The organism is Winogradskyella litoriviva, assembly GCF_013249065.1.
Lineage (GTDB): Bacteria > Bacteroidota > Bacteroidia > Flavobacteriales > Flavobacteriaceae > Winogradskyella > Winogradskyella litoriviva.
In genome coordinates this window covers 170,781-195,888 of the sequence record NZ_JABRWQ010000003.1, presented here as the reverse complement: position 1 = coordinate 195,888, position 25,108 = coordinate 170,781, and the positions used below count along the sequence as shown (strand labels likewise).

The window sequence follows — 25,108 nt, the reverse complement described above, 5'->3', positions numbered from 1 at the left end:
ATTTTAAATGTTTTTAGATTAATCATGAAAATAAAATATTTCAATATTTGGATAGTCATAAGCCTAGTTTTTCTTCAGGCCTGTCAAGATAAAAAAGATTCAAACGTAGATACAACCAATGCTTCAACTGATTTAGAACTTCCAGATCGCCCAAATATACTTTGGTTAGTTACCGAAGATATGGGTGCTTATATTCCGCCTTTTGGTGATAATACGGTTGCAACTCCTAATCTAAGTAAATTGGCTAACGAGGGAGTCATTTATCCAAACTTATATTCAACGTCTGGTGTGTGTGCTCCAAGCAGAGCTGCAATAGCAACAGGAATGTATCCATCTAGTATTGGTGCAAACCATATGCGAACAAACTCTAATATGGATAAAACAGGTTTGCCAGCTTATGAAGCTGTTCCGCCTTCGGAAGTAAAAATGATAAGCGAATGGTTTAGAAAAGCAGGATATTATTGCACCAATAACTATAAAACAGATTACCAATTTAAAGCTCCTGTTACCGCTTGGGACGAGAGTAGTCCTTATGCGCATTGGCGAAACAGAAAAGATAATCAGCCTTTCTTTTCGGTAATTAACTTCACCGAAACACACGAATCGGGTTTGTTTGAACCTTATGGATTTAGAGAAATTGAAACGAGACATTACCATTCTGGGAATAAAGATTACAAATGGAAAAACTTTGGAGAATCTCATGCCAAAAATCGAAAAACGGAGGAAGAAACGACCATTCATCTTCCTAAGGATACTAAATTCAAGATTCCACCTTACTTAGTAGATAATAAAGTTACGCAACGCGATTTTTGGAAACTCTATAATAATATTGCAGAAATGGATAGTCAAGTAGGTGCGGTTTTAAAACAATTGGAAGAAGACGGTCTGTTGGAAAATACAATTATATTTTTCTATGGAGATCATGGAGGGCCATTACCAAGGGAAAAGCGATTAATCTATGATTCAGGTTTAAATACTCCTATGATTATTCGTTTTCCTAAAAAGTCGCAAGCAGGCAAAAAAGATAATCAATTGATAAGTTTTGTAGATTTTGCACCAACTTTATTATCACTAATTGGTGAAGAACCAAAGTCCTATATGCAAGGCCAGGCTTTTTTAGGAGAGTACAAAACTAAAGAGCGTGATTATATTCATGCTGCGGCCGACCGTTTTGATGGAGAGACAGATGCAATCAGAGCAGTTAGAGATAAACAATTTAAATACATTAGAAATTACAGACCCGAACAAGGCTATTATCTACCTATTGAATACAGAGAGCGAATTCCAGCAATGCAAGAATTGCTGCGATTGCGAGATGAAGGTCAATTAAATGAATACCAAAAACAATGGTTTAGAGAAAGTAAACCAAGAGAAGAGCTGTTTGATTGTTCGGTTGACCCTGATGAATTAAATAATCTTGCTGAAAACCCAGACTATAAAGAAAAGCTTATTGAGTTAAGTGCCGAAATGGATAGATGGTTAAATGAAATCGAGGATGTACCAAATTTTGAGGAAAGACAATTGGTGAACCGTTTATGGTCAGGAAAAGACAGCAAGCCTAAAACTTTAGAACCTATTGTGATTTCTGAAAATGGAAAAGTAAGCATAAGCTGCGAAACTGAAGGAGCATCTATTGGGTATAAAATTATTAAAGAAGGAAAAACACCAAAATCTTGGATGGTTTATCAAAATCCGATAGAGCTTTCTGCCGGAGAAAAAATATTAGTCCAAGCGCATCGTATTGGATTTGTGCCTAGTAAAACCGTTGAATTCAATTAAATAGTTCCATAAAAAATAATGAAAAGTATAATAAATTTATTCCTGTTTTTTAGCTTCATTATTAGCTATTCTCAACAGGTTAGGCACTTAGAAACCATAAACGATTCGTGGCAGTTTCATAAAGGAAGTTTAGATACACCATTTTCAAATGATGATTTAATCTCATGGGAAAAAGTAACTATTCCCCATTCTTGGAATACCGAAGATATTCTAGATGACGAAGATGGCTATTATCGAGGTGATGGTTGGTATAAAAAGACGATTACCATTCCTAAAGTATATGAAAATCAGAAGGTGTTTTTATTGTTTGAAGCGGTAAATCAAGTTACTTCATTATTTGTAAATGGAAAAACCGTTGGTAAAGACCATATTGGTGGTTACACCACATTTGCTAGAGATATTACTTCGGCTTTAAAGAAAGGGGAAAATGAAATCACCGTAAAAGTAAATAACGCTCATAATGATGAAATTGTTCCACAAGCAGCGGACTTTTCATTTTATGGTGGTATTTACAGAGATATCCAATTGGTCATAACTAAACCTGTTCATTTTGAAGTGGCAAATATGGGTGCCAATGCTATTTTTGTGAGAACACCAGAGGTCTCTGAAGCGTCAGCAAAAATAACTATAGAATCTAAATTAGTAAGACCGAAAAAAGGAAAATATCTCGTTCAACACACCTTATTTGATGCTCAAGACACTATGGTAAAACAAGTGATTTCTAAAGCAGCATTCCAAAAAGATGTGTTTTCAGAATTTACAATAAACAATCCTAATTTATGGTCGCCAGATAATCCATATTTGTATAAATTAGTATCAGAAATAGTAGATAAAGATGGTGTTGTTTTAGATCGTATAGAAAACCCTCTTGGATTTAGATGGTTTAGTTTCGATTCTAAAAAGGGATTCTTCATTAATGGAAAACAAACGAAGTTAATTGGTACTAACAGGCATCAAGATTTTCTAGGGAAAGCCAATGCTGTAAGTGATGAAATTCATCGCTATGACATGAAATTACTCAAGGAAATGGGTATCAATTTTTTAAGAATTGCCCACTATCCACAAGATCCTGCCATATTAGAAATGTGCAACAAACTCGGTTTTGTAACCACCTTAGAAATTCCCTTTGTAAATAAAGCAGCAGCGAACGAAGCCGGAAAGCAGAACACCATTAATATGTTGAAAGAAGCTATTCGATTTAATTATAATCATCCTTCTATTGTCGCTTGGAATTTAGGAAACGAAACCACGATGAAAGCGCCAAAAGATTTAGGTGAAGCTTACACAAAACATTTTGTAGAAACGCATAAAGTTTTAGCGGAAACTATCAAAGAAGAGGATCACACGAGATATTCGTATTCTGTATTTTTTAGAGAACCAGCGTATCAGGATAAATTAGGCATAAGATTTACAGAATTAGTGGGCTATAATAAGTATTATGGTTGGTACGTGGAAGAACTTGAGGATATTGACAAAAATTTGAGAAGTTTGGTAAAACGTTCGTTGGAGCTCGACCCAGATAAACCTTTTATTTTAAGTGAATATGGTGGTGGAGCCGACCCAAGAATCAGGTCTTATAATCCAACTCGTTTTGATTTTAGTATAGAATATCAGTTTTTACTGCATAAAGCGTACATGAAAACGATTTTAGATATGCCAGAAATCGTTGGTGCCAACGTCTGGAATTATGCCGATTTTCAAGTAGAACATCGTAAAGATGCCGTTCCTCATATAAACAATAAAGGTTTAGTGTCGGCGAACAGACAGAAAAAAGATGCCTTTTACCTTTATAAAGCATTACTCAGTAAAACACCATTTTTGGCGATTGCCTCAAAAGCTTGGAAAAACAGAGCAGGCATTGCAGATACTCAAGGAGGAACTTTTGCAATACAACCTATTACTATTGTCGGCAATTCAAAAGATGTCGAATTAATTGTCAATGGTGAATCATTAGGAAAGAAAACTTTTGATTTTTCAACAGCCACATTCGATGTCCCATTAAAAGGTGGCGAGAATTTAATTGAAGCGGTTTCAGAACAAAACGGACAGCTAATAAAGGATTACGCGACGATTGATTTTACGCTTCAACCAAAAAACTTAAAAAGCACCAAAAATCCATTTAATGAAATTGCGATTAATGTTGGGTCTACCTGTTATTTTAATGAAGACCATAATGTAAATTATTTATGGATGCCAGATAAAGCTTATGAAGTGGGAAGTTTTGGTTATGTTGGTGGCGAATTGTTAAGACACCCAAGTAATAGAAGAAATACTATTGGTACAGATATTAGTGTAAAAGGCACAGAAAATGATCCTATCTATCAAACCCAATTAATCGGTGTTGAGGCTTATAAATTTGACGTTCCTAATGGTACTTATGAATTGTCCTTTCTCTTAGCAGAATTAAAAACAAAGGAAGAAAACATCATGGATATTGAAGTGAATGGTAAAGTACTTTGGAGTGAATTAAATCTTAAAAAAGAATACGGAGACAATCGTGGTGTGGCTAAACGTTTTTTAATAACTGTTGAAGATGATAAAGGAATAACAGTAAACTTTAAAGCAAAAAAAGGGAAAACCAGACTTAGTGGTATAAAACTAAGACGTATTAACTAATTGTTACTGTTTACAAAAAAAATAAAGCCTTATTTATTTGAATAGAGGAGTTTTATTTTCTCTTGATTGTGATATACATGTTATTTTATAAACCAGTAATTGACATAAGGAGCTAGTTTTTCTGCTTGAGCATAAGGGTCGCTTGTGGTTCGAAGACCAGAAATATCAAAAAATAGACCGAACCATTCAGAGTCTACCTGCTCCATATTGGGCGCAGCGCTTATAGGCTTCAACCAACCACGTTTTTATTTGTTCTTTGGAGTAACTATCTGGGAGGTTTCTACCTGTAAATATTCTCAAAATAGAAGAGCCTATTACAGATGAAATATCTAGCCATTCTTAATCACTTTAAGATCTGACTTTATAGCCTCTTCGTTTGCAGTTACAAAATCATTCCGTATGCCAGCCACAGTCCATAAGATGTTTTAACCAAGTTCTAATGCTCGTTTTTTTAAAGCAAAAATTTAAGGCTTTTTTTGGATGTTTAGGATAGGATGAAAAATAATATGTGGTCAAACAGCATTGAGATTAATATCTGAAGCACCTTCCATCACATCAAAGAGGTCCATTTGACCACTTTTAAATTCGTCATTAAAGGAATAGGCATTAACGCTATACCGAACCTGATAAACCGTGGATACGGTATTACTTTTTGAGTTGACACTCTATATTTTTGGAGCTTATAGCATAAGAGATGCCATTACGAGGTTCTTAAGGGCATCTCTTATGCTGTTTTTTTTATAATGATTTATTGGTTGTTAAATCTGAAATACTGATTATTTATATTTCACTACAAAGAAATCAATTATATGATAATATATTATTCAACTATTTCATGGGTAGTATTTGCCCATCTAATTTGTGCTCTACCTCCTTTAACGCGGTATGCACCATATCTAATTTTAGATTGCGTTCCTCTTTCTGGTTCTGGGATATTCCAATTAAATGTTTCACCGCCAATTATAGCATTGCAATAATGTATTTTTTGGGTTGCATCATTTGGGTCTTCTTTAAAACCTACGGCTAGTTCAAAAGAAACTATTTCATTTTTATCAACTCTTGTTAATAGAACAACTTCTCTGCCGCTACCTTCTCCTCCTCGCTCTAAGATACGCTCGGCATATATGTCAAATGCCACTTGCTTGTCTGCATTATCACCTGTGCCGTAAACGGGCTTAGCTAAATATAAACAAATAGCTGGGTCTGGAGAACCACCACCACCAGTATGTTGTCCTTTGGCTTGCGCAATGTAAGTCCCATTTTGACTAAAAGAACCTGCATCCGCTGTTTCAAGGATTCTAAAATCTCCGTTAAATTTTACAAATGATCCTACATTAGAGTTTGCTACAGGTAAAGAACGTTCCATCCTAGGTTGAAGGGTATTTGCTGCATCTTGATTGTTAGAGCCATCAGTTATATTGTATATGCCCCAAGTTAGACCATCAATAACACTTTCTTTGTAGTTGGCATAACAAGTTCTGTCGTCAATAGTTCCGACATTAACAGGGTTTGGTAAATCACAGCACGTTCTAGTAGCATTTTCACCATCGGGATTACATGTTGTGTAAGAACCTGTATCTTCATCCGCAGCCACAACTACAGTAATTGGATCTGGGTCAGGGTCAGGTTCAACATTTTCATAAATTAATATGTCTTCAGAATATCCTAGACCATCTTTTGTACAAGAAAAGAAAGCTACAAAAACAATTGATGTAAGTATTGGAATAAGTTTGAAATTGAACTTTGAATTTTTCATAATTATGATTATAAATTTTTAACGAAAATAATAAATGTACTATTCTGAACTGTCCTGTTGTATGCTGTTTTTTTTAGAGGGAAATTAGAAAAAGTAAATTGCAATAATTGGCTTTAAAATGAATTCGAATATAGACTAATAGGTGGTAAGACTATTTTTTTATGTTGCAGGCGTGATTCCACAGGATGCTTTATTCTAAATAATATGGTTTATTTATCATTTAAATATCAGTAAAATGAAGTATAAATTAATGTTCTTTTTTATAGTAGTTTCAGTTTTTAGCTGTCAAACAAAAAAAGAGAAGAGTGTAAGTAGTGAATTTTCGGTAACGTTTACTGAATTATCAAAAAATTTCAAAGCACCATCAATAAAATACTACCCAGAAACTTGGTTTCATCTTAACGGAAACAACATCAGCAATGAAGGCTTAACGTTAGATTTAGAAGCGATAAAAGCGGCAGGTTTGCAAGGTATTCATTTATTTAATAAATCCGGAAGACCATTCCCAAATGTAAAACCTATTAAAATTTTATCTTCAGAATGGGAAGATATGATTAGGCATGCAGCGGATGAATGTAAGCGTTTAGGCTTAAAATTTACCATGCAAAATTGTCCAGGTTGGTCTATGACAGGCGGTCCTTGGGTACCAGTAGAAGAGGCACAACGCGAATTGGTAGAGACGGTTTATAGAGTTTCAGGAGGAAAAACATATAATCAAATATTAGAATTAGATTCATTATATAAGACTTCAGATTACAACTATCAAGATGTTCAGTTATTGGCTTTTCCAACGCTAGAAGGTGATGATATAGAACCTTTAAATCCATCAAAAATAGAAACCAATAATACTGTAGTGCCTTGGAAAGCTATATTTAATCCTAATTCTAAAATTAATGTTACTCGGAAAACAACTCAACTAGATAAACCTTTAAAGGCGTATAGGGCTAATGGTATTTCAAAAGTAAATAATGCAGATACTTGGGTAAAAACTACCTTTAACAATCCTGTTACATTACGCACAATAACTTTTCCGCAACTGCGTCATATTATTATGGGTACGGAATATCCAAAGGTAGATGTAGCTATTAAAGTTGAAGCCTTAGTTGATGGCGAACTAAAAACAATTACAACTGTAAAACTACCTGATGCCAATTGGAATGATCGACGTAAACATCTCACACTGGCTATTCCTGAAACAACATCTAATCGATTTGTATTCACTTTTGAAGGCAATCATAATATAGCGCCAGAATTTATCCGATTGAGTTCAAATCCAAAACTTCACAATCACCAAGCTAAAGCTGCTAAAGTATTACGTCGTCTTAAAGACGATGCACAAATTGATTATGCCCAAAACACAATTATTAAACCCAATACAATTATTAACTTTTCTGATAAAATGACTTCCGAAGGTAAATTAAATTGGGAAGCTCCTGAGGGTAATTGGACAGTTATCCGTTTTGGTCACATCAATATGCGACTTAAAAATAAACCAGCAGTGCCTGAGGCAACGGGTTGGGAATCGAGTAAACTAGATAAAATAGCTATTGAAAACCATTTACGCAATGGTATGATTGGTAATTTAATTAAAGATGGTGGTCCAATTGGAGATGGTAAATTACATGGCTTATTAATTGATAGTTGGGAAAGTCATGTACCTACGTGGACAATGAATTCCGAAGATATGTTTACAGAATTTGAGAATAGAAGAGGATATAGTATGAAAACATACTTGCCAGCAACAATGGGATATATAGTGGATAGTCCTGAGGTAACTACTAAATTCTTAAGAGATTTACGTCATACCATGGATGAGGTATTTATTGATAATTTCTTTAAGCATTTTGCAACTGTGGCGCACAATATGGGAGCTGAAGTCTATACAGAAGGAGCTGGAGGCGAAGTATTACCTATCGATCCTATGCGGTATTATGGTGTTAGTGATATACCCATGACCGAATTTTGGTATCCAAAAGCACCATCTGCTCAAAATGAATATGCTAAACCTATTTATAATGCTGCATCTGCGGTTCATTTATACAATAAGCCAATTTTAGCAGCCGAAGCTTGCACGCAGGTAGGAGTTAAATGGAATGAACATCCGTTTTCGGTAAAATATTTAATCGACTATAATTTTACAAAGGGTGTAAATCATTTAGTCTTTCATACATTTTCGCATACACCACAAACTGATGTATTTCCAGGTTCTAGTTTTGGTGGTAATATTGGGTTTCCTCTAGTAAGACAACAAACTTGGTGGAAATATATGCCAGATTGGACGGATTATTTGGCGCGAAATCAATATGTTTTACAACAAGGTGAATATGTCGCTGATGTGTTGAGATACTATGGAGACCATTTTGAGCGTCCACCTTTCGACTTAGATTATTTTCCTAAAGGTTATCGTTTCGACTATTTGAATGCTGAAATTTTAAATGAAAAATTAAGTGTAAAAAACGGTAAAATTCATGTTGAAAATGCAGGCGATTATCGCATTATTACACTTAGAGACTCAAAGGAAATGTTGTTGTCTACAGCAAAGAAATTAAGAGAATTAGTAGTAGCAGGTGCTGTAATTCTTGGAGATAAGCCTCAAGATTCACCGAGTTTAATGGATGATAAAAATGATTTAAAAGAATTGAAAATAATTTCTGATGAATTATGGGGAAATACTGATAGTGGAATTAAAAATGTTGGGAAAGGAAAAGTTTATTGGGGAAAAACGCTTAATGAAGTATTAATAGCAGAAAATATTGCTAGAGATGTAATTGTGTCAGAAGATGTAAATATCAATTGGATTCATAGAGAAACAAAAGATGCACATATTTATTTTGTCGCTTCAAATGATGATAATCCTATAAACGTTTCCTTGAGTTTTAGAATTGATAATTTATCACCTCAAATTTGGGATGCTTTTACTGGAATTCAGCAAGATGCTAAAGTATGGAAAGCCATAAATGGTAGAACAAATGTTGCAGTTTCTTTACCAGCAAATGGAAGCACAATTATTGTGTTTTCTAAGAGTGATATAAAACCAATAGCATCAAAAGTGACGTTAAATGATGAAACTATTTTAGATACTAAAACAGGATGGTATAAAACAGTTAAAACAAATGATTATCCAAAATTAAATTGGAATGGAAATGAGTTTACGGCATCAATTTCTGGAGATTATATTCTTCATAAGAATACACCACAAACCAAAATAACAGTAGGTATCAAAGAAAAATCACTTCAAAATAACTGGACGTTATCTTTTGTTGATGGTTGGGATACTCCAAACGCTATTGAAATTCCAGAATTAAAATCACTAACGGAGCTTAACAATAATGATGTAAAACATTATTCTGGCACAATAACCTACACAAAATCCATTGAGGTTAAAGCAACTGGAAAAACCACTTTATTAGATTTAGGAGAAGTTGCAAACATTGCAGAAGTTTGGTGCAATGGTAAAAAAGTTGGTGTGAAATGGGCACCTCCTTTTACTTTTGATATTAGTGAATTTGTGACCAATGGTGAAAATCGATTAGAGATAAAAGTGACCAATACCTGGCGTAATCAACTCATTTTTGATAATCAAAGACCAAAAGGCAAAAAGAAAACTTGGACAACCAATCCGCCTAAAAAAAATGAGACTGAATTAGAAGATTCAGGTTTAATTGGACCTGTTGTACTAAAATCAATCAATTAAGGGGCTATTTTTTTAATGGTTCTATTTGCGTTCAGACATTTCGTTTATCTTAAAGATGTTGTTATTAAACCAAAATAATCCTAATTTATCTTTCAACTCAGCATAGTTCAGGATACTTTTTTAAGCTAAATTAAGTATCATTAAACAAAAATTAAAGCAGCTATGAAAAAAATTACTTTTAAAACCTTATTATTTTGTTGTTTTACATTATGCTCACTTGGCATAGCAGCGCAAGACGCGCCACCTTCTGATGATATTTTTAGATTAAAAAATGTCGAAACTGGGCTATTCTTAACCGATACAGGTTCAAGTGCAACAGCTGTTACTATGACAGATACAGGTGAACCTGTGAGTACACATTTTACTTTTGTACAAAGCGGAGCATTTTATAATATTGATAGTGAGGTATTAGGAATATTACGAGCACCAGGTTCTGGAGGTCCAGGTGGCCCTTATGTAGTTGTTAGCACAACTGTAGCTTCTCCAGCAACAGATGCTGATAAAGTTTGGACGATACAACACAACCAAACGGATAATACCTATAGATTTCAATCGGGCAATAGTGGTAGATATTTGTATCATGACGCAAATGGAACAGTAACTCATGTTGTCGTTGCAGATACGGATGATAGAAGTAATTGGGAACTCATTCCTTTTGTGGAAATTCCTGTAGAGATAGCTCCAGATGAAGACACAAATCCAGATTTATCTTGTCCTGCTTCAGGTGAATTTCAAAATGACAATACTAGAAATGTAGATCTACCAAACCCTGTTAATGTAGGTACTGCTGATGATAGAAGTTGTTACTCTGATTACTCAGAGAGTAATGTTTATGGTAAGACTTGGGGTGTTTATAACATTACTGATGGGTCTAACCACTGGGATGGAAGTACCCTACAGCCTAGAATAGAGCGTTCTTTACCCAGATCTGGAGAAACTGGTGTTGGGAGTTACGCAAGATTCACTGGAGTTGTAAGAATTCTTGAAGTAGGAGATGGAGGTTCTTTCAGTCAGGATGGTAGCTATTTAATACAGGCAAAAGGAAAACACACGGGTGGTGGAGGTTCTAACGATCCAGCTATTTGTTTGTACTTGGCTAAGCCCGTTTATGGTACAGGTATCAATGCAGACAAGCAAGTGGCGTTTGATATTTATGCCGAACGTATTTTATATCGCGGAGGAGAAGGTAGCGGTCGGGAAGTTGTTTTTCTAAAACAAGTAAATAAAAATGAAGAAATTGACTTTGAACTAGAGGTAGGTTTTAGGGTAGATCCAAATGATGCCACCCAAAAAATTCATTATTGTGATGCAGTAATTGGCGGTGAAACATTTAATTGGAATATCCCAGAACCAGAAAGAGGCACAGAATCTGGTATTAGATATGGTGCATACCGCGTTAGAGGAGGTAGAGCCCAATTTAGATGGGCAAATACAACATATGAGAAAGTTGAAGTTGTAGATAACTCAGGTCCAGCCCCTAGTGATGATGTTTTTAGATTTAGAAATGTAGCCACAGGACAATTTTTAACGGATGCAGAGGCATCAGCTATGCCAGTTACCATGACAGATTCAGGTGAACCGCAAAACACGCATTGGACTTTTGTGCAACAAGGCGCATTAGTTAATATAGATAGTGAAGTTAATGGAATATTGCGTGCACCAGGTTCTGGAGGCCCTGGAGGTCCTTATGTAGTTTTAAGTACAGGTACAACAACAAGTTCTAGCGATAAAGTTTGGACGTTACATTATAACGAAACTGATGAAACGTATAGATTTGAATCTGGTACCAGTGGTAGATTTATGTATCATGAAATAAATGGGCAGGTAACGCATATTCCAGTTGCTGATACAGATATGAGAAGTGTATGGGAGGCCATACCAACAAGCCAATCTTTAAGTATTGAAGATAATGAATTGACAGTAGCTTCAATAAAAGTTTATCCTAACCCAGCAAATAGTAATTTTATCATTACCGTAAACAATAGTATTGATGCATATATTACAATTTACAATATGCTAGGAAAAGTTGTATATAATGGCGCTACAACTAATGGAAAAATTGAAATTAGAAATAATAGAAATTTAACATCTGGCTTGTATTTAGTTAGAGCAACCACAGATGATAACAAAACTATTCAGACTAAACTGATAATAAACTAATTATAAATCCTATTTTAGTAATTCAAAGAGGCTGTCTTAAAAGATAGCCTCTTTTGTTTTTAAAACAACAGGATAAAACAGGATAGTTTTTCTATTGAATTAAATTATTTTTCCTTAATATCTTATATCATAATAAAATGAAAAGACGTAGCTTTATTAAACTTTCAACTATTGCAGGAGTAGGTTTGTCACTTCCAATGTCAGGACTATTAACTGCATGTTCTACTCATCCAGAACACTCCCTAGAATTTAAAAATTTAATTTCTGGACTTTTAAAAGAGTGGTGCGATGGTATGTTAAAAGTACAGATTAATAATCCGTCTAATTTAGATGTTCATGGTGCTTTAGGCTGTCCTTCTTGCTCACATATTCATGGACGTTGTATGGATGCTGTATATCCATTTTTATTTATGGCAGATAAAACTGGTGATGAAAAATATATAGAAGGCGCTAGATTAGTAATGACTTGGGCAGAAAATAATGTCTCGCAAGAAAATGGAGCTTGGACTGTAATTAAAAATCCAAAATCTTGGAAAGGAATCACCATTTTTGGAGCGATAGCATTAGCAGAAGCATTGCATTATCATGGTCATGTTTTAGATGAAACAACTCGCAATGCTTGGACAGTTCGTTTAGAAAAAGCAGGACAATATATATACAATACATTTACAATAGACTTTACCAATATCAATTACCCTGGCACAGCTGTATATGGCTTAAATTTAATTGGGAATGTTTTAAATCGAGACGATTTTAAAGCTAAGAGTAAAAAACTAGCGTCTGAAGTAAAAGTTTATTTTACAGCTAATGAAGGTTTGTTATTTGGTGAATGTAAAAAGAGTTCTAGTAAACTAAGCGAGAAGGGATTACACGGTGTAGATTTAGGCTATAATGTAGAAGAAACCTTAAATAGTTTAGTAATGTATGCGCTTAAAGAAAAAGACGAAGAACTCTTACAAATTTTAACCAAATCCTTAAATAGCCATTTAGAATTTATGTTACCAGATGGTGCTTGGGATAATAGTTGGGGCAACCGTATGTACAAATGGAGTTATTGGGGAAGCAGAACTTGCGATGGTAGCCAACCAGCCTTTGGGATGATGGCACACATCAATCCTGCTTTTGGAACAGCAGCTATAAAAAACACAGAATTATTACAACGTTGCACTGCAGATGGATTAATTCATGGTGGTCCTGGTTTTATTGAGGCAGGGATTCCACCTTGTGTGCACCACACATTTACGCATGCAAAACCTTTAGCAGCATTGCTAGACCATTGGGACCATTTACCAGAAATTAATTCAAGTGCGAGTTTACCAAGAATGACAGCAGATGGTGTAAAACATTTTAAAGACCTAGATGTTTTTCTATTTGCAAGAGGCGATTGGAGAGGGACTGTAAGTGCTTATGATGCAGAATACCATTACAAAGAAGATTTTCGTCAAGCGTCAGGAGGTGCTTTAGGCGTTTTATACCATAATAAAGTAGGCTTGTTATGTGCGGCAAGTATGGCAGAATATCATTTGGTTGAAAAAAATAATCAACAGCCTCAGCCTGGAAAAGATATTTGTCTAACACCTCGTATTGAAACTTTTAAAGATGACGTTTGGTACACAAACTTATACGATTTACCTGCTAAGATAACATCTAAAGATGAAAACGGTGCTATTGAATTAAAGGCTGATGTAAAGTTGAAGAATGTAGATAGAAATATTGTTGATGGAACTGCCTCTGCTTTTGATATTGCATACAAGTGTTCTGCGGATATAACAGAAATAAGAGTAAGTACACAACAAGATATTAAAACACAAACTGCCTTCGTATTACCAATCGTTTCACCAAATAATGAAGTTGTTACGAAAATTTCTGAGCGAGAAATGACGATTCAAAAACCAGAAGGCTTAGTGACTATAAAAGCTAATGTGCCTTTAAAAATTAAGGCGATGTCTGGTAGTAGAACCTTTAATATGGTGCCAGGTGTTGAGGCGATTCCTATTGAAGCGTATTTCGATTCAGAAAAAAAACAAGATTTAGAAATTTCTATTTCGGTAAGTTAATTTAGAAGATAAACCAACGAATAAAGGTGAATTAAATTAATAGTCAAAGTAAATCAAGCCATATAAATGAAGCTATTAAAATTCCTACTAGTAATATTGATTATATCGATAATTAGTTGTGATTCGCAATCCAAAGTTTCACTTACAGACCTTACATGTGAATATCGTTCAAATCCATTAGGTATAGATAATACAAGTCCTAGATTAAGCTGGAGGTTAGTTGACAACAATAAAACCAGAGGTCAAAAACAAACAGCCTATCAAATTTTAGTTACCTGTAACTTAGAAAACCTTGAAAGTAATACTGGCGATGTTTGGGACTCGGGTAAAGTAGAAACAAACCAATCTGTAAATAATACCTTTTTAGGAAATGAATTAGAATCTGCAAAACAGTATTTCTGGAAAGTAAAAGTTTGGGATAAAGATGGAATCGCCTCAAAATGGAGTGATTACGGGATATTTTCTATGGGACTGTTAAAACAATCTGATTGGAAAGGTGACTGGATTTTAAAATCTGATCAAAAGAAAACGGACCACAATTGGTACAGAAAAAACTTTGAATTAAAAGAAAAAGCGGAATCAGCATTCGTATTTGTGGGCTCATTTGGGTATCATGAATTGTATGTGAATGGAGAAAAAGTTACTGATAATGTCATGAATCCAGTATCATCATACATGAAAAAAAGAATTCCTTATTTAACTTATGACATTTCAGATAAACTGAAAAAAGGTGATAATGTAATTGCTGTTTGGCATGCTGCAGGTTGGTCTAGATGGCGACGAATTAGAGAATACAGAAATATCCCTTTTGTGTTTAAAGCGCAAGCCGAAATTCAAACAGATAACGAGCAGATAACGTTAAGTACAGACGAAACCTGGAAAACTAAAAAGAGCCATAGCGAGTATTATGGTGATTGGGATGTTTTACGTTTTGGAGGAGAAACTATTGACGATAGAAAACGTGAGGATAATTGGAATACATCAGATTATGATGATACGAACTGGAAGCATGCAGTTGTTTATAATCATGAAGCATTGAATGCAAAAATAGCTAAAGGAAACAACATTAATTTTGCTCTAAACAGTAAAAAAGATAGAAAAGTTCGCGCCTTATACAGTCCTATTAAAGCTACTCTAAGTGCACAAATGGTAGAGCCACAAGTAAGATATGAAGAGATAAAAGCGGTGGCTATTGATGAAAACGATGATGGTACTTATCGTATTGATATGGGAAAAAACTATACTGGTTTTTTTGAAATGGATTTGTATAATGGTGTAGAAGGCGATTCAATTACGTTTGAAATTAGTGATCAAACGGAGGTGGTTATGAACTGGAATCAAAAAAGTAAATATATCTATGGTAAATCAGGAGAAGGAAAATTCCAAAACCGATTTAATGTAGCTGGTGGACGATGGATTACCGCTTATGGTTTGAATTATAAGCCTAAATTAGAAGATATCAAAGGTTACGTCATTACTAACAATCGTAAGCAAATTAGCAAATTTACATCATCAAATGAGCAACTCAATCAAATTTATCAAATCAATTTAAATACCTATTTAGCAAATACTATGGATGGTATTTTAGTGGACTGCCCACACAGAGAACGTCGAGGTTGGGGAGAAGTTACCGTAGCTGCCATGTATGGCGATGCTTTACCCAATTTTGAAAGTGGTGCTTATATGGATCAGTATCTTCAATATACCCGAGATGCTCAGTTGTCTGATGGTCAAATTAGGGGTGTTATAAACGAAGAAGACCGACCATTTTTAATGTGGAAAGCCAATAGTCCATTAACGGTTTGGGAAACTTACAGAATGCTTGGAGACAAAAAGGTGCTAGAAGACAATTATAAATCTATGCAAAAATGGATGAAATGGTTGTTTGATAACTCATATTACGAAATAGGAGGAGCTCTAAAAGCAGGAAAACAAGGCGCAAGAGAATTTCCTGGTTTAGGAGATTGGTGCACACCTAGAGGGAATTTTTGGACTAGTAGTAACTCACCAGATGCCATACATTTTAATAATTGTGTCTATGCATATATGTTAGACAATGCTGTAAAAACAGCAACGGCTTTAGGTAAAACTAAAGATGCAAAAAAGTATGCAGATAGACTAAAAGTGCAACAAGAAGCAACGCACAAACGGTCTTATAATTCTGAAACTGGTAAATATGGTAGCGGACAACAAGTAAATCAAGCTTTTGCGTTATTAACGGGTGTTACACCAGAAGCAGAAAAGAAAAAGGTTTATGATAATTTAGTAGATAATGTGTTGTATAAGTTTCCTTATTACGATACAGGTAGCTCAGGACAAGCATTATACACACGTTATTTTACGGAGTCTGGAGAAAGAATGGATTTAATATATAAATTACTTCAAGACAAGCATCATCCCAGTTATGGTTATTTTATAGAGCAAGGAAAAACGGTTTGGCCAGAGCGTTGGTCTGCAGTTGGAAACAGTCAAATACATACCTGCTACACAGGAATTGGTGGCTATTTTATCAAAGGTTTTGGCGGAATCAGACCTAATCCAAAAAGTTTAGGAATGCAAAGTATGATTATAAAACCTGCTCCTGTAGGCGATTTAACTTTTGCAAATACTGCCTATATATCTTTGTATGGTAATGTAGTTGTTAATTGGACAAAGAAAGATGATAAAGCAACCTTTCATATTAAAGTTCCTGTAAATACAACAGCGAAAATTTATTTACCAGCCACAGATAAAGAAAATGTTACAGAAGGAAATCAGTTAGCTGAAAACTCAGAAGGTATAAGTTATATAGGCACAGAAAAGAATGATGCAGTTGGTAATTATGTCATCTTTAATGTAGCATCAGGAATTTACGATTTCAAAGTAAATAATGTGCCAAAAACAACACTTCCAGAACCATTAAATAATCTAACTAACTTAGCTTTAATTGGTAGAATAAGTGCTTCATCTATGTTTATTGAAACTGAAAAACTACCGGGTTTTGAAGCTTTTAAAGCAAATGATGTAGATGATACAACACGTTGGTTGGCTGCTGAAACTAAAAATCAATACTTAGAAGTGGCTTGGGTAAAACCACAAACGTTTAATACGGTAGTAATTGATGAGATTGGAAATAGTATTTCTAAATATCAAATTCAATTTTGGGAGAATGACACATGGAAAACTCTTTCTGATGGGAATAGTTGTGGCATAGGTAAAACCCACAAATTTGATAACGTAACGGCATCAAAATTCAGGGTATTTATTGAAGAAGGCTTACAGCCTGCTTCAATTTCGGAATTAAAAATTTTTAAAGAGTAAAGCAATGTTAAAAGTAGGATTGTTTGGTATTGGTTTAGATACCTATTGGCCTCAATTTGAAGGGCTATTAGAGCGTTTGGAAGGTTATCAAAACCAAATTGCAGAAAAAATGGAAGCTTTTGGTGCTGATGTTGTAAATGTTGGTTTGGTAGATTCGCCAATCGTAGCTAGAGAAAAGGCGCAAGTATTAAAAGCAGAAGACGTTGATATACTCTTTTTATATGTGTCAACCTATGCTTTATCATCCACGGTTTTGCCCGTTGTACAAAAAGTGAAATGTCCAATAATTATATTAAACATCCAACCAGTAGCAGCCATTGATTACGAAAAATTTAATGCTCTAGGTGATCGTGGGAAAATGACAGGAGAGTGGTTGGCACATTGTCAAGCTTGTTCTGTTCCAGAATTGGCAAATGTATTCAATCGTTCAGGGTTTGATTATGAGTTTGTTACGGGATATTTAGATGAAGAATCGGTTTGGGTAGAAATACAAGATTGGATTGATGCGGCTCGGGTAGCTTCAGTAATGAACAACAATCGTTTGGGTGTTTTAGGACATTATTATGCAGGTATGTTAGATGTCTATTCCGATTTAACAAAGCAATCTTCGGCTTTTGGTACGCACATAGAAGTTGTTGAAATGTGTGAATTAAAAAAGTATAGAGACGAAGTCACAGAAAATGAAATTAACGAAAAAATTGATGAGTTTCATAATACATTTGAAGTTTTAGGGTTGTGTGAAACAGAAGAAATTATTAGAGCAGCAAAAACATCATTAGCCTTAGATAAATTAGTAGAACATCATAATTTGGGATCCTTAGCCTATTATTACGAAGGAGAATCTGGTAACGAATACGAAAATATTGTGACTTCGGTTATTGCAGGAAACACCTTATTAACAGGTAAAAATGTGCCAGTAGCAGGAGAATATGAAGTGAAAAATGCTCAAGCCATGAAAATTATGGATGCCTTTGGTGTTGGAGGTTCTTTCTCTGAATTTTATGCTATGGATTTTAATGATGATATTGTTATGTTAGGTCACGATGGTCCTGCACATTTTGCAATTGCAGAAGGAAATGTACAATTAGTTCCTTTGCCAGTTTATCATGGAAAACCAGGAAAAGGATTGTCCATTCAAATGACCGTAAAACACGGTCCAGTAACTTTATTGTCTGTTGTAGAAGGAAAAGATGATGTGTTTTTGTTAGTAGCAGAAGGAGAATCTGTAGCAGGACCTGTTTTACAAATTGGGAATACAAACAGTCGTTACCGTTTTTCTATAGGAGCAAGAGCTTTTATTAATGAATGGTCTAAGCAAGGACCTTCTCATCATTGTGCCATTGGAGTAGGACATATTGCCAACAAAATTGATAAATTCGGGAAATTGTTGAATTTAAGGGTAGTTAGTATCTGTTAACATGTCATTGGTTTTTAATCGAAAAATACTTATTCAATAATTACATTATATGTCAAGCAATCAAGTAATCCATAATAAAATTAGAAGTATAGTTCGTAAAACCATTTTTATAACGTTAACGCTGAGTTTTTTTGTATCAGTTATACAAGCTCAAAGTACACCATTGGAACAGGATTTTCAGAACCCTCCAACAAGTGCAAAGCCACAAACCATTTGGTTTTGGATTAATGGAAACGTAACAAAAAAGGGGATAACCGCCGATTTAGAGGCCATGAAAAATGTAGGCATTCAAGGCGCAATTCTTTTTAATGTGAGTTTGGGAAATCCTGAAGGTGTGGCGCCTTATTTAAGTCCAGAATGGCTAGAAATCTTTAACTATGCTGGATTGGAAGCACAACGTTTGGGGCTTGACTTAGGTTTTCATAATGGTGCTGGTTGGTCCTCATCTGGTGGGCCTTCTATTACTCCAGAATACGCTATGCAAGAGCTAGTTTATGTAGAAACAATACATGAGGGAGCTACAATGTTTAAAGGTAAGTTAGAACAACCTAAAACCAAATTAGGGTACTACAAGGATATAGCTATTCTAGCTTTTCCAAAACCCAAGAGTGATGTTCGTATTGATGAATTAGAAATAAAAACGCTTTCTCATAAAGTTCGTAGTCATTTAAACCCTGATGATAAAACTATTTCTGATTTGGCAGTAGTAAAAAAAGGAGACATTATTGATTTAACATCGAAGCTTAATAGTGAAGGTCTTTTAGAATGGAATGCACCTTCAGGCGAGTGGGTTATTTTAAGAATAGGACATACACCTACAGGTGAAATGAATCGTTTTCCAAGTGATGGTGGTAGTGGTTTAGAATGTGATAAAATGAATAAACAAGCGGTTGATGTATTTTGGGATGGCAGCATTAAGCCTATACTAAAAAAGTTAGATACGCTAATTGGTACCACTGTAAAAAGATGTCATATTGATAGTTATGAAGTAGGTACCACAAACTGGACTTCTAATTTCGCTGAAGAATTTAAAACACTTCGTTCTTATGATTGTTATTCATATTTACCAGCTTTGGCTGGTTATTATATCGAGAGTGGAGAAGAAACAGAACGATTTCTTTGGGATTTCCGTCGCACCATAGGTGATTTAATCGCTGAAAATTATTATGGACGTTTTGCTGAACTCAGCCACAAAAACAACATGTTACTTTCTATTGAACCTTATTGGGGACCTTTTGATAATATGCAAGTGGGTGAAGCCGCAGATATGGTTATGTCAGAGTTCTGGAGCGGAAGCCTTGCCTTTTTTGACTCTCCTAAATTTGTGGCCTCAATTGCCAAATTAAATGGAAACCCCATTGCTGAGGCAGAGTCTTTTACAGGAATGGGAGGTTGGGATCAGCATCCAAGTACGCTTAAAGCCATGGGAGATTTAGCATGGGCACAAGGGATTAATCGTTTTGTTTTTCATAGTTATGTGCATCAACCTTGGGATGTAGGTCCTGGGTTGACTTTGCAGGTTTTTGGAACCGACTTTAATCGCTTAAATACGTGGTGGAACCAAAGCAAACCCTTTGTGGATTATATTAGTAGAGGTCAGTTTTTATTACAACAAGGCACCTCTGTAGCTGATGTATTGGTATTTACAGGAGAAGCATCTCCCAATGATGCACTTTTAATGCCAGAAATAAAAGCATTAGGATATGATTATGATGTGATAGGGTCTAACAAAATAAGCTCATTAACAGTTAAGGAAGGTTTAATTTTTACATCTGTAGGTGAAAAATATCAAGCCTTGGTATTGCCTTCAACCGAGTGGATAACACCTAAAACTCTTACTAAAATTGAAGAACTGGCTCTGAATGGAGCGATAGTTATTGGTTCTAAACCTAACAAATCACCAAGTCTTAAAAAATATCCTGACTGTGATGAAGGTGTTGAACAAACGGCTAATAAATTATGGGATAAAGGTTTTATAAAAAAGAATTCAATTCTAGATGTTTTGAAGAATGGAACACTGCCTCCTGACTTTTCAATTGAAGAAGGACGTCGTGAATCTGTAGATTTTATTCACAGAAAAACAGAAGATACCGACATTTATTTTGTGGTAAATTCTAAAAAAGAACGTCGAGAGTTAGCCTGTCGTTTTCGAGTATCAGAAAAACAACCTGAGTTTTGGAATGCTGAAACTGGAGAAATAACTAAAGCCACAATATGGCAGAAAAATGATGATGGTACTACAACAGTGTCAATTTCCTTTGAGTCCGAAGGTTCTGTATTTGTTGTTTTTAGAAATCCGATACTTTCCGAACAACATATTGTTAATGCTGAAATGAAATTGAAAAACCCAGTGATAAAACCTCTTTCAAACTTGAAAATTATTAAAGCCGAATACGGAACATTTTTGCCTGATGGTTTGGTTGATATAACAGAAGTAGTTGCAAACAAGATTCAAAAAAATGGATTAAATATTCACGCTACAAGGGAGCTTTCTAAAAGTGATCCTGCTCCTGGTTACAAAAAGGAATTACGCATTCAATATAAAGCAGGAGAAGAGATATTCGAAAAAAATGCCATGGAAAAAGAATGGCTAGAAATTGATGCTCCTGTTAACGGTAAATTAGAAATCTTGAAAGCTGCTTTTGGAAAATTTGCAAGAGGTGTTGATGGCATTCCTCCAAACAAACCTGTTTTTGATGTCACTGAAAAAGTAAAATCAATGGTGACTTCTGGAGTATATGAAATTCCAGTAAATGACAGTTTCCTTGAAGGAAAAGAGATTAAGACAAAGAAAGCCTTACGCGTTATTTTCACAACTGATGACGAAGAGAAAATTGTTACTGTCTCCGATGGTGGTTTATTAAAATTAAATCAACCAACATCAGAGCCAAAATTAGTATTTAAAGAAGGTGAAGTAAATTTGGTTACACCTTTTGCTGGTCAAATAACCTATGAATCTTCAAATGGAAAAACCAAAAAGTTGAAAGTAAAATCAGTACCAGAACCTATTGAATTGACAGGAGATTGGAATGTGAGTTTTCCTCTAAAAGATAAAGTCGTTTTAGATAAAACTTTTAAGAAATTAATTTCATGGTCAGATGTTTTAGAAGACGATATTTGTTATTTTTCAGGGACAGCTAGCTATAAAAAGGAGTTTCAAATCCCTTCAAATCTCATTAAACCGAGTTATTCTTTAGAATTAGATTTAGGTAATGTTAAGGTAATCGCAGAAGTGATTCTCAATGGAAAAAATCTAGGAATATTATGGAAAGCTCCTTTTATTGTTAACATTGATAATGCAGTTGTAAAAGGTAGTAATACACTAGAGGTAAAAATTACTAATCTTTGGCCTAATAGATTAATTGGTGATGAGCAATTACCGCTCGATTATGAGCGGAAAGGACCGCATATAAAACAATGGCCAGAGTGGCTTTTAAACAATGCTGAACGTCCAAGCGAGCGTGGAACACTTGCTGCATTTAAACATTGGCATAAGGATTCAAAATTGTTGCTATCGGGTTTATTGGGACCAGTAAAAATTGTGGTTTATAAAAGGAAAACACTGTAATAATTTAAATAAAATCAATTGAATTTGATTTTAAAACTATTTTTAATAACCTTTAACAAACTTGTAAAAACTAAAACATAATGCGACTATTTCCCTTATTCATTCTACTGTTTCTTTTAGTTGCTTGTAACACTAAAAAAGATGATGTAGCACCAAATATTATTATTATAAATGTTGATGATATGGGCTGGAAAGATGTTGGCTTTATGGGAAGCGAATATTACGAAACCCCTAATATAGATTACCTATCTAGTTTAGGTGTGGTGTTTACAAATGGCTATGCTTCTGCCTCTAATTGTGCACCAAGTAGAGCCAATTTAATGACTGGACAATGGGCACCACGTCATGGTATTTATACAGTAAGCCCTTCAACAAGAGGGAAATCTGAAGATAGAAAAATAATTCCCATAAAAAACACACATACGTTATCTCCAAAACACAAAATATTGCCTCAGGTTTTACAAGAAAACGGATATCTTACCTGTCATGCAGGAAAGTGGCATTTAAGTGATAATCCTCTAGAATATGGTTTTGATGTGAATATTGGTGGTGGACACAATGGGTTACCTAAAAGCTATTATCCACCTTATAAAAATGTGAAGATAGAAAAGGGAAATAGCCAATATTTGACTGATTTAGTGATGGAAAATGCCTTAAAGTTTGTAGATACCGTTCAAAACCCGTTTTATTTGAACTATTCGCCTTATGCGGTACATGTGCCAATAATGGCGGTAGATAGTATTGTACCTAAATATGAAAAAAAATCACCTTGGCAAGGTCAAGGTAATGCTGAATATGCTTCAATGGTAGATAATTTAGATAGAAATATTGGGCTACTCATCAAAAAATTAAAGGAAAGAGATCTTTTTGAGAATACACTTATTGTTTTTACTTCAGATAATGGCGGTTTGTATGGAATTACCAAACAAAAACCATTAAGAGCAGGAAAAGGAAGCTATTATGAAGGTGGTATTAGAGAGCCTTTTTTCTTTGTATTAAATGGTAAGATTCAACCAAATATTAAAAGTGATGTTCCCATAACGAATTTAGATATTTTTCCAACGGTATTACAATATGCAGGAGTTGATGCTAGTACACTTCAGTTAGATGGAGATAATTTAGCACCCGTTTTAGAAGAAGAAGTTCAGGAGTTTGAACGTCCTTTATTTTGGCATTTTCCTATTTATTTAGAAGCGTATAATGAAAGTGATAATGAAAATCGTGATCCTTTGTTTAGAACGCGTCCAGGCTCTGTGGTAAGAAAAGGAGATTGGAAACTTCATTATTATTTTGAATCCGATGAGGTAGAGTTGTTTAATTTATCTGAAGATATTGGAGAAAAAAATAATCTTGCGGAAACATATCCTGAAAAAGTAGAAGAACTTTTAAGTCTTCTAAAAAAATGGTGGGAAGATACCAATGCACCAATTCCAAATACTAAAAATCCAGATTATATAAATTTCAACAATAATCAATTAAATCTTTAATTAATCTAGAGTATTTATTAGGATTAGTAATTAATAAGCTAATAAAGATAGCTTGTCTAATTGCATGGCAAATATAAACAGATGTTTCTGTCATGATACAACAGGACAGTTTAGTGTTTTTCAAAGTTTAATTTAGAACCTCAGATAAAAATTTAAAAAAGTAAATATGCAAGCATTATTAGGAGTAATATTTCATTCGTTAGGAGGTATAGCCTCTGGTAGTTTTTATATGCCTTTCAATAAAGTTAAAGGTTGGGCATGGGAGAGTTATTGGATGATTGGAGGATTGATGTCATGGTTAATTGTACCACCTATAGCAGCCTATTTAACCGTGCCAGGATTTTTAGATATTATTGCTGCTGGTTCTAGTACTATCGTAGGGTTTACTTTTTTAATGGGTTTGCTTTGGGGTGTAGGAGGTTTAACTTATGGATTAGGAGTACGTTATTTAGGGATGTCGTTAGGTAATTCTGTTGTACTTGGCTTTTGTGCTGCATTTGGTGCTATTGTGCCTTCTATTTACTATAATTTTAATCCACAAGAAGGCAAAGTTTCTTTTACAGATATGCTAGGGTCTTCAGGAGGTCAAATTGTATTACTAGGTGTTTTAGTTTGTCTCATAGGTATTGGGCTTTCTGGAAGAGCAGGTATGTTAAAAGAAAAAGAACTTTCTGATGAAGAAAAAAAGGAAAGTGTATTAGAATTTAATCTTGTCAAAGGTTTGATTGTTGCCGTTCTTTCAGGAATTTTAAGTTCATTTTTTAGTTTTGGGATAGAGTCAGGAAAACCATTGGCAGATGCAGCTGTAGAAGCAGGTTATGATCATTTATTTGCTAATAACGTCACTTTTGTTGTTATTCTGTGGGGAGGTTTATTAACCAATTTAGTTTGGACAACCATATTAAGCATTAAAAATAAGTCTTACAAAGATTTTACAAATAAGAGTACACCTATTAGAAATAACATTTTGTTTTCTGCATTGGCAGGCACCATTTGGTTTCTTCAATTCTTCTTTTATGGTATGGGTGAAAGTAAATTAGGTAGTGGTGCAAGTTCTTGGATTTTGCACATGTCAACCATTATTTTAACAGCCAATCTTTGGGGTGTTTATCGTAAAGAATGGAAAGGTGTGGCTAAAAAAACCAAATGGACTATAACAGCCGGAATTGTAGTAATTCTTTTATCTGTAGTGTTGGTAGGTATTGGTAATTCTTTATAGTTGATTATTATTATAAATAGCGTTTCAAATATCAAATTTCAGGAAAGTTTTCAAT

Annotated in this window: 12 protein-coding genes; 10 read left to right on the top strand and 2 right to left on the bottom strand. The window is 34.6% G+C overall.

Annotated features, from left to right (window positions below; all coding sequences use genetic code 11):
- The first annotated feature begins 24 nt into the window (after nucleotides 1–24).
- Nucleotides 25–1,779 carry a sulfatase family protein gene (locus tag HNV10_RS07435; RefSeq protein ID WP_173300705.1) on the top strand — a complete coding sequence of 585 codons (1,755 nt, stop codon included), beginning with the start codon at nucleotides 25–27 and terminating at the stop codon, nucleotides 1,777–1,779.
- 18 nt (nucleotides 1,780–1,797) lie between these two features.
- A complete protein-coding gene (locus HNV10_RS07430; protein ID WP_173300704.1) occupies nucleotides 1,798–4,395 on the top strand; it encodes a glycoside hydrolase family 2 TIM barrel-domain containing protein in 2,598 nt (865 codons plus the stop codon).
- A gap of 80 nt (nucleotides 4,396–4,475) precedes the next feature.
- On the opposite strand, the gene HNV10_RS07425 is transcribed toward HNV10_RS07430, so the two are convergent.
- Together HNV10_RS07425 and HNV10_RS07420 are read right to left on the bottom strand one after the other, a co-directional pair.
- A complete protein-coding gene (locus HNV10_RS07425) occupies nucleotides 4,476–4,628 on the bottom strand; it encodes a hypothetical protein (RefSeq protein ID WP_173300703.1) in 153 nt (50 codons plus the stop codon).
- Between the two features lie 587 nt (nucleotides 4,629–5,215).
- The gene (locus tag HNV10_RS07420) at nucleotides 5,216–6,151 is read right to left on the bottom strand and encodes a hypothetical protein (protein ID WP_173300702.1); all 936 of its coding nucleotides are present in this window, start codon (nucleotides 6,149–6,151) and stop codon (nucleotides 5,216–5,218) included.
- A gap of 235 nt (nucleotides 6,152–6,386) precedes the next feature.
- Between HNV10_RS07420 and HNV10_RS07415 the strand changes: the two genes are divergently transcribed.
- From HNV10_RS07415 to rhaT, 8 genes are all read left to right on the top strand, one after another.
- Nucleotides 6,387–9,845 carry a glycosyl hydrolase gene (locus HNV10_RS07415; RefSeq protein WP_173300701.1) on the top strand — a complete coding sequence of 1,153 codons (3,459 nt, stop codon included), beginning with the start codon at nucleotides 6,387–6,389 and terminating at the stop codon, nucleotides 9,843–9,845.
- 162 nt (nucleotides 9,846–10,007) lie between these two features.
- Nucleotides 10,008–12,005 (top strand): T9SS type A sorting domain-containing protein, encoded by a 1,998-nt coding sequence (locus HNV10_RS07410; protein WP_173300700.1) that lies wholly within the window; start codon nucleotides 10,008–10,010, stop codon nucleotides 12,003–12,005.
- Nucleotides 12,006–12,142: 137 nt separating this feature from the next.
- The gene (locus tag HNV10_RS07405; protein WP_173300699.1) at nucleotides 12,143–14,062 is read left to right on the top strand and encodes a hypothetical protein; all 1,920 of its coding nucleotides are present in this window, start codon (nucleotides 12,143–12,145) and stop codon (nucleotides 14,060–14,062) included.
- A gap of 96 nt (nucleotides 14,063–14,158) precedes the next feature.
- On the top strand, nucleotides 14,159–17,362 hold the full coding sequence (locus tag HNV10_RS07400; protein ID WP_173300698.1) for a family 78 glycoside hydrolase catalytic domain: 3,204 nt from the start codon (nucleotides 14,159–14,161) through the stop codon (nucleotides 17,360–17,362).
- Between the two features lie 4 nt (nucleotides 17,363–17,366).
- A complete protein-coding gene (locus tag HNV10_RS07395) occupies nucleotides 17,367–18,779 on the top strand; it encodes an L-fucose/L-arabinose isomerase family protein (RefSeq protein WP_173300697.1) in 1,413 nt (470 codons plus the stop codon).
- 49 nt (nucleotides 18,780–18,828) lie between these two features.
- Nucleotides 18,829–22,347, top strand: coding sequence for a glycosyl hydrolase (locus tag HNV10_RS07390; protein WP_173300696.1), 3,519 nt, complete (start codon nucleotides 18,829–18,831; stop codon nucleotides 22,345–22,347).
- Nucleotides 22,348–22,427: 80 nt separating this feature from the next.
- Nucleotides 22,428–23,834, top strand: coding sequence for a sulfatase (locus tag HNV10_RS07385; RefSeq protein WP_173300695.1), 1,407 nt, complete (start codon nucleotides 22,428–22,430; stop codon nucleotides 23,832–23,834).
- A 166-nt stretch (nucleotides 23,835–24,000) separates the two neighbouring features.
- On the top strand, nucleotides 24,001–25,053 hold the full coding sequence (gene rhaT, locus HNV10_RS07380; RefSeq protein WP_173300694.1) for an L-rhamnose/proton symporter RhaT: 1,053 nt from the start codon (nucleotides 24,001–24,003) through the stop codon (nucleotides 25,051–25,053).
- Nucleotides 25,054–25,108: the final 55 nt, after the last annotated feature.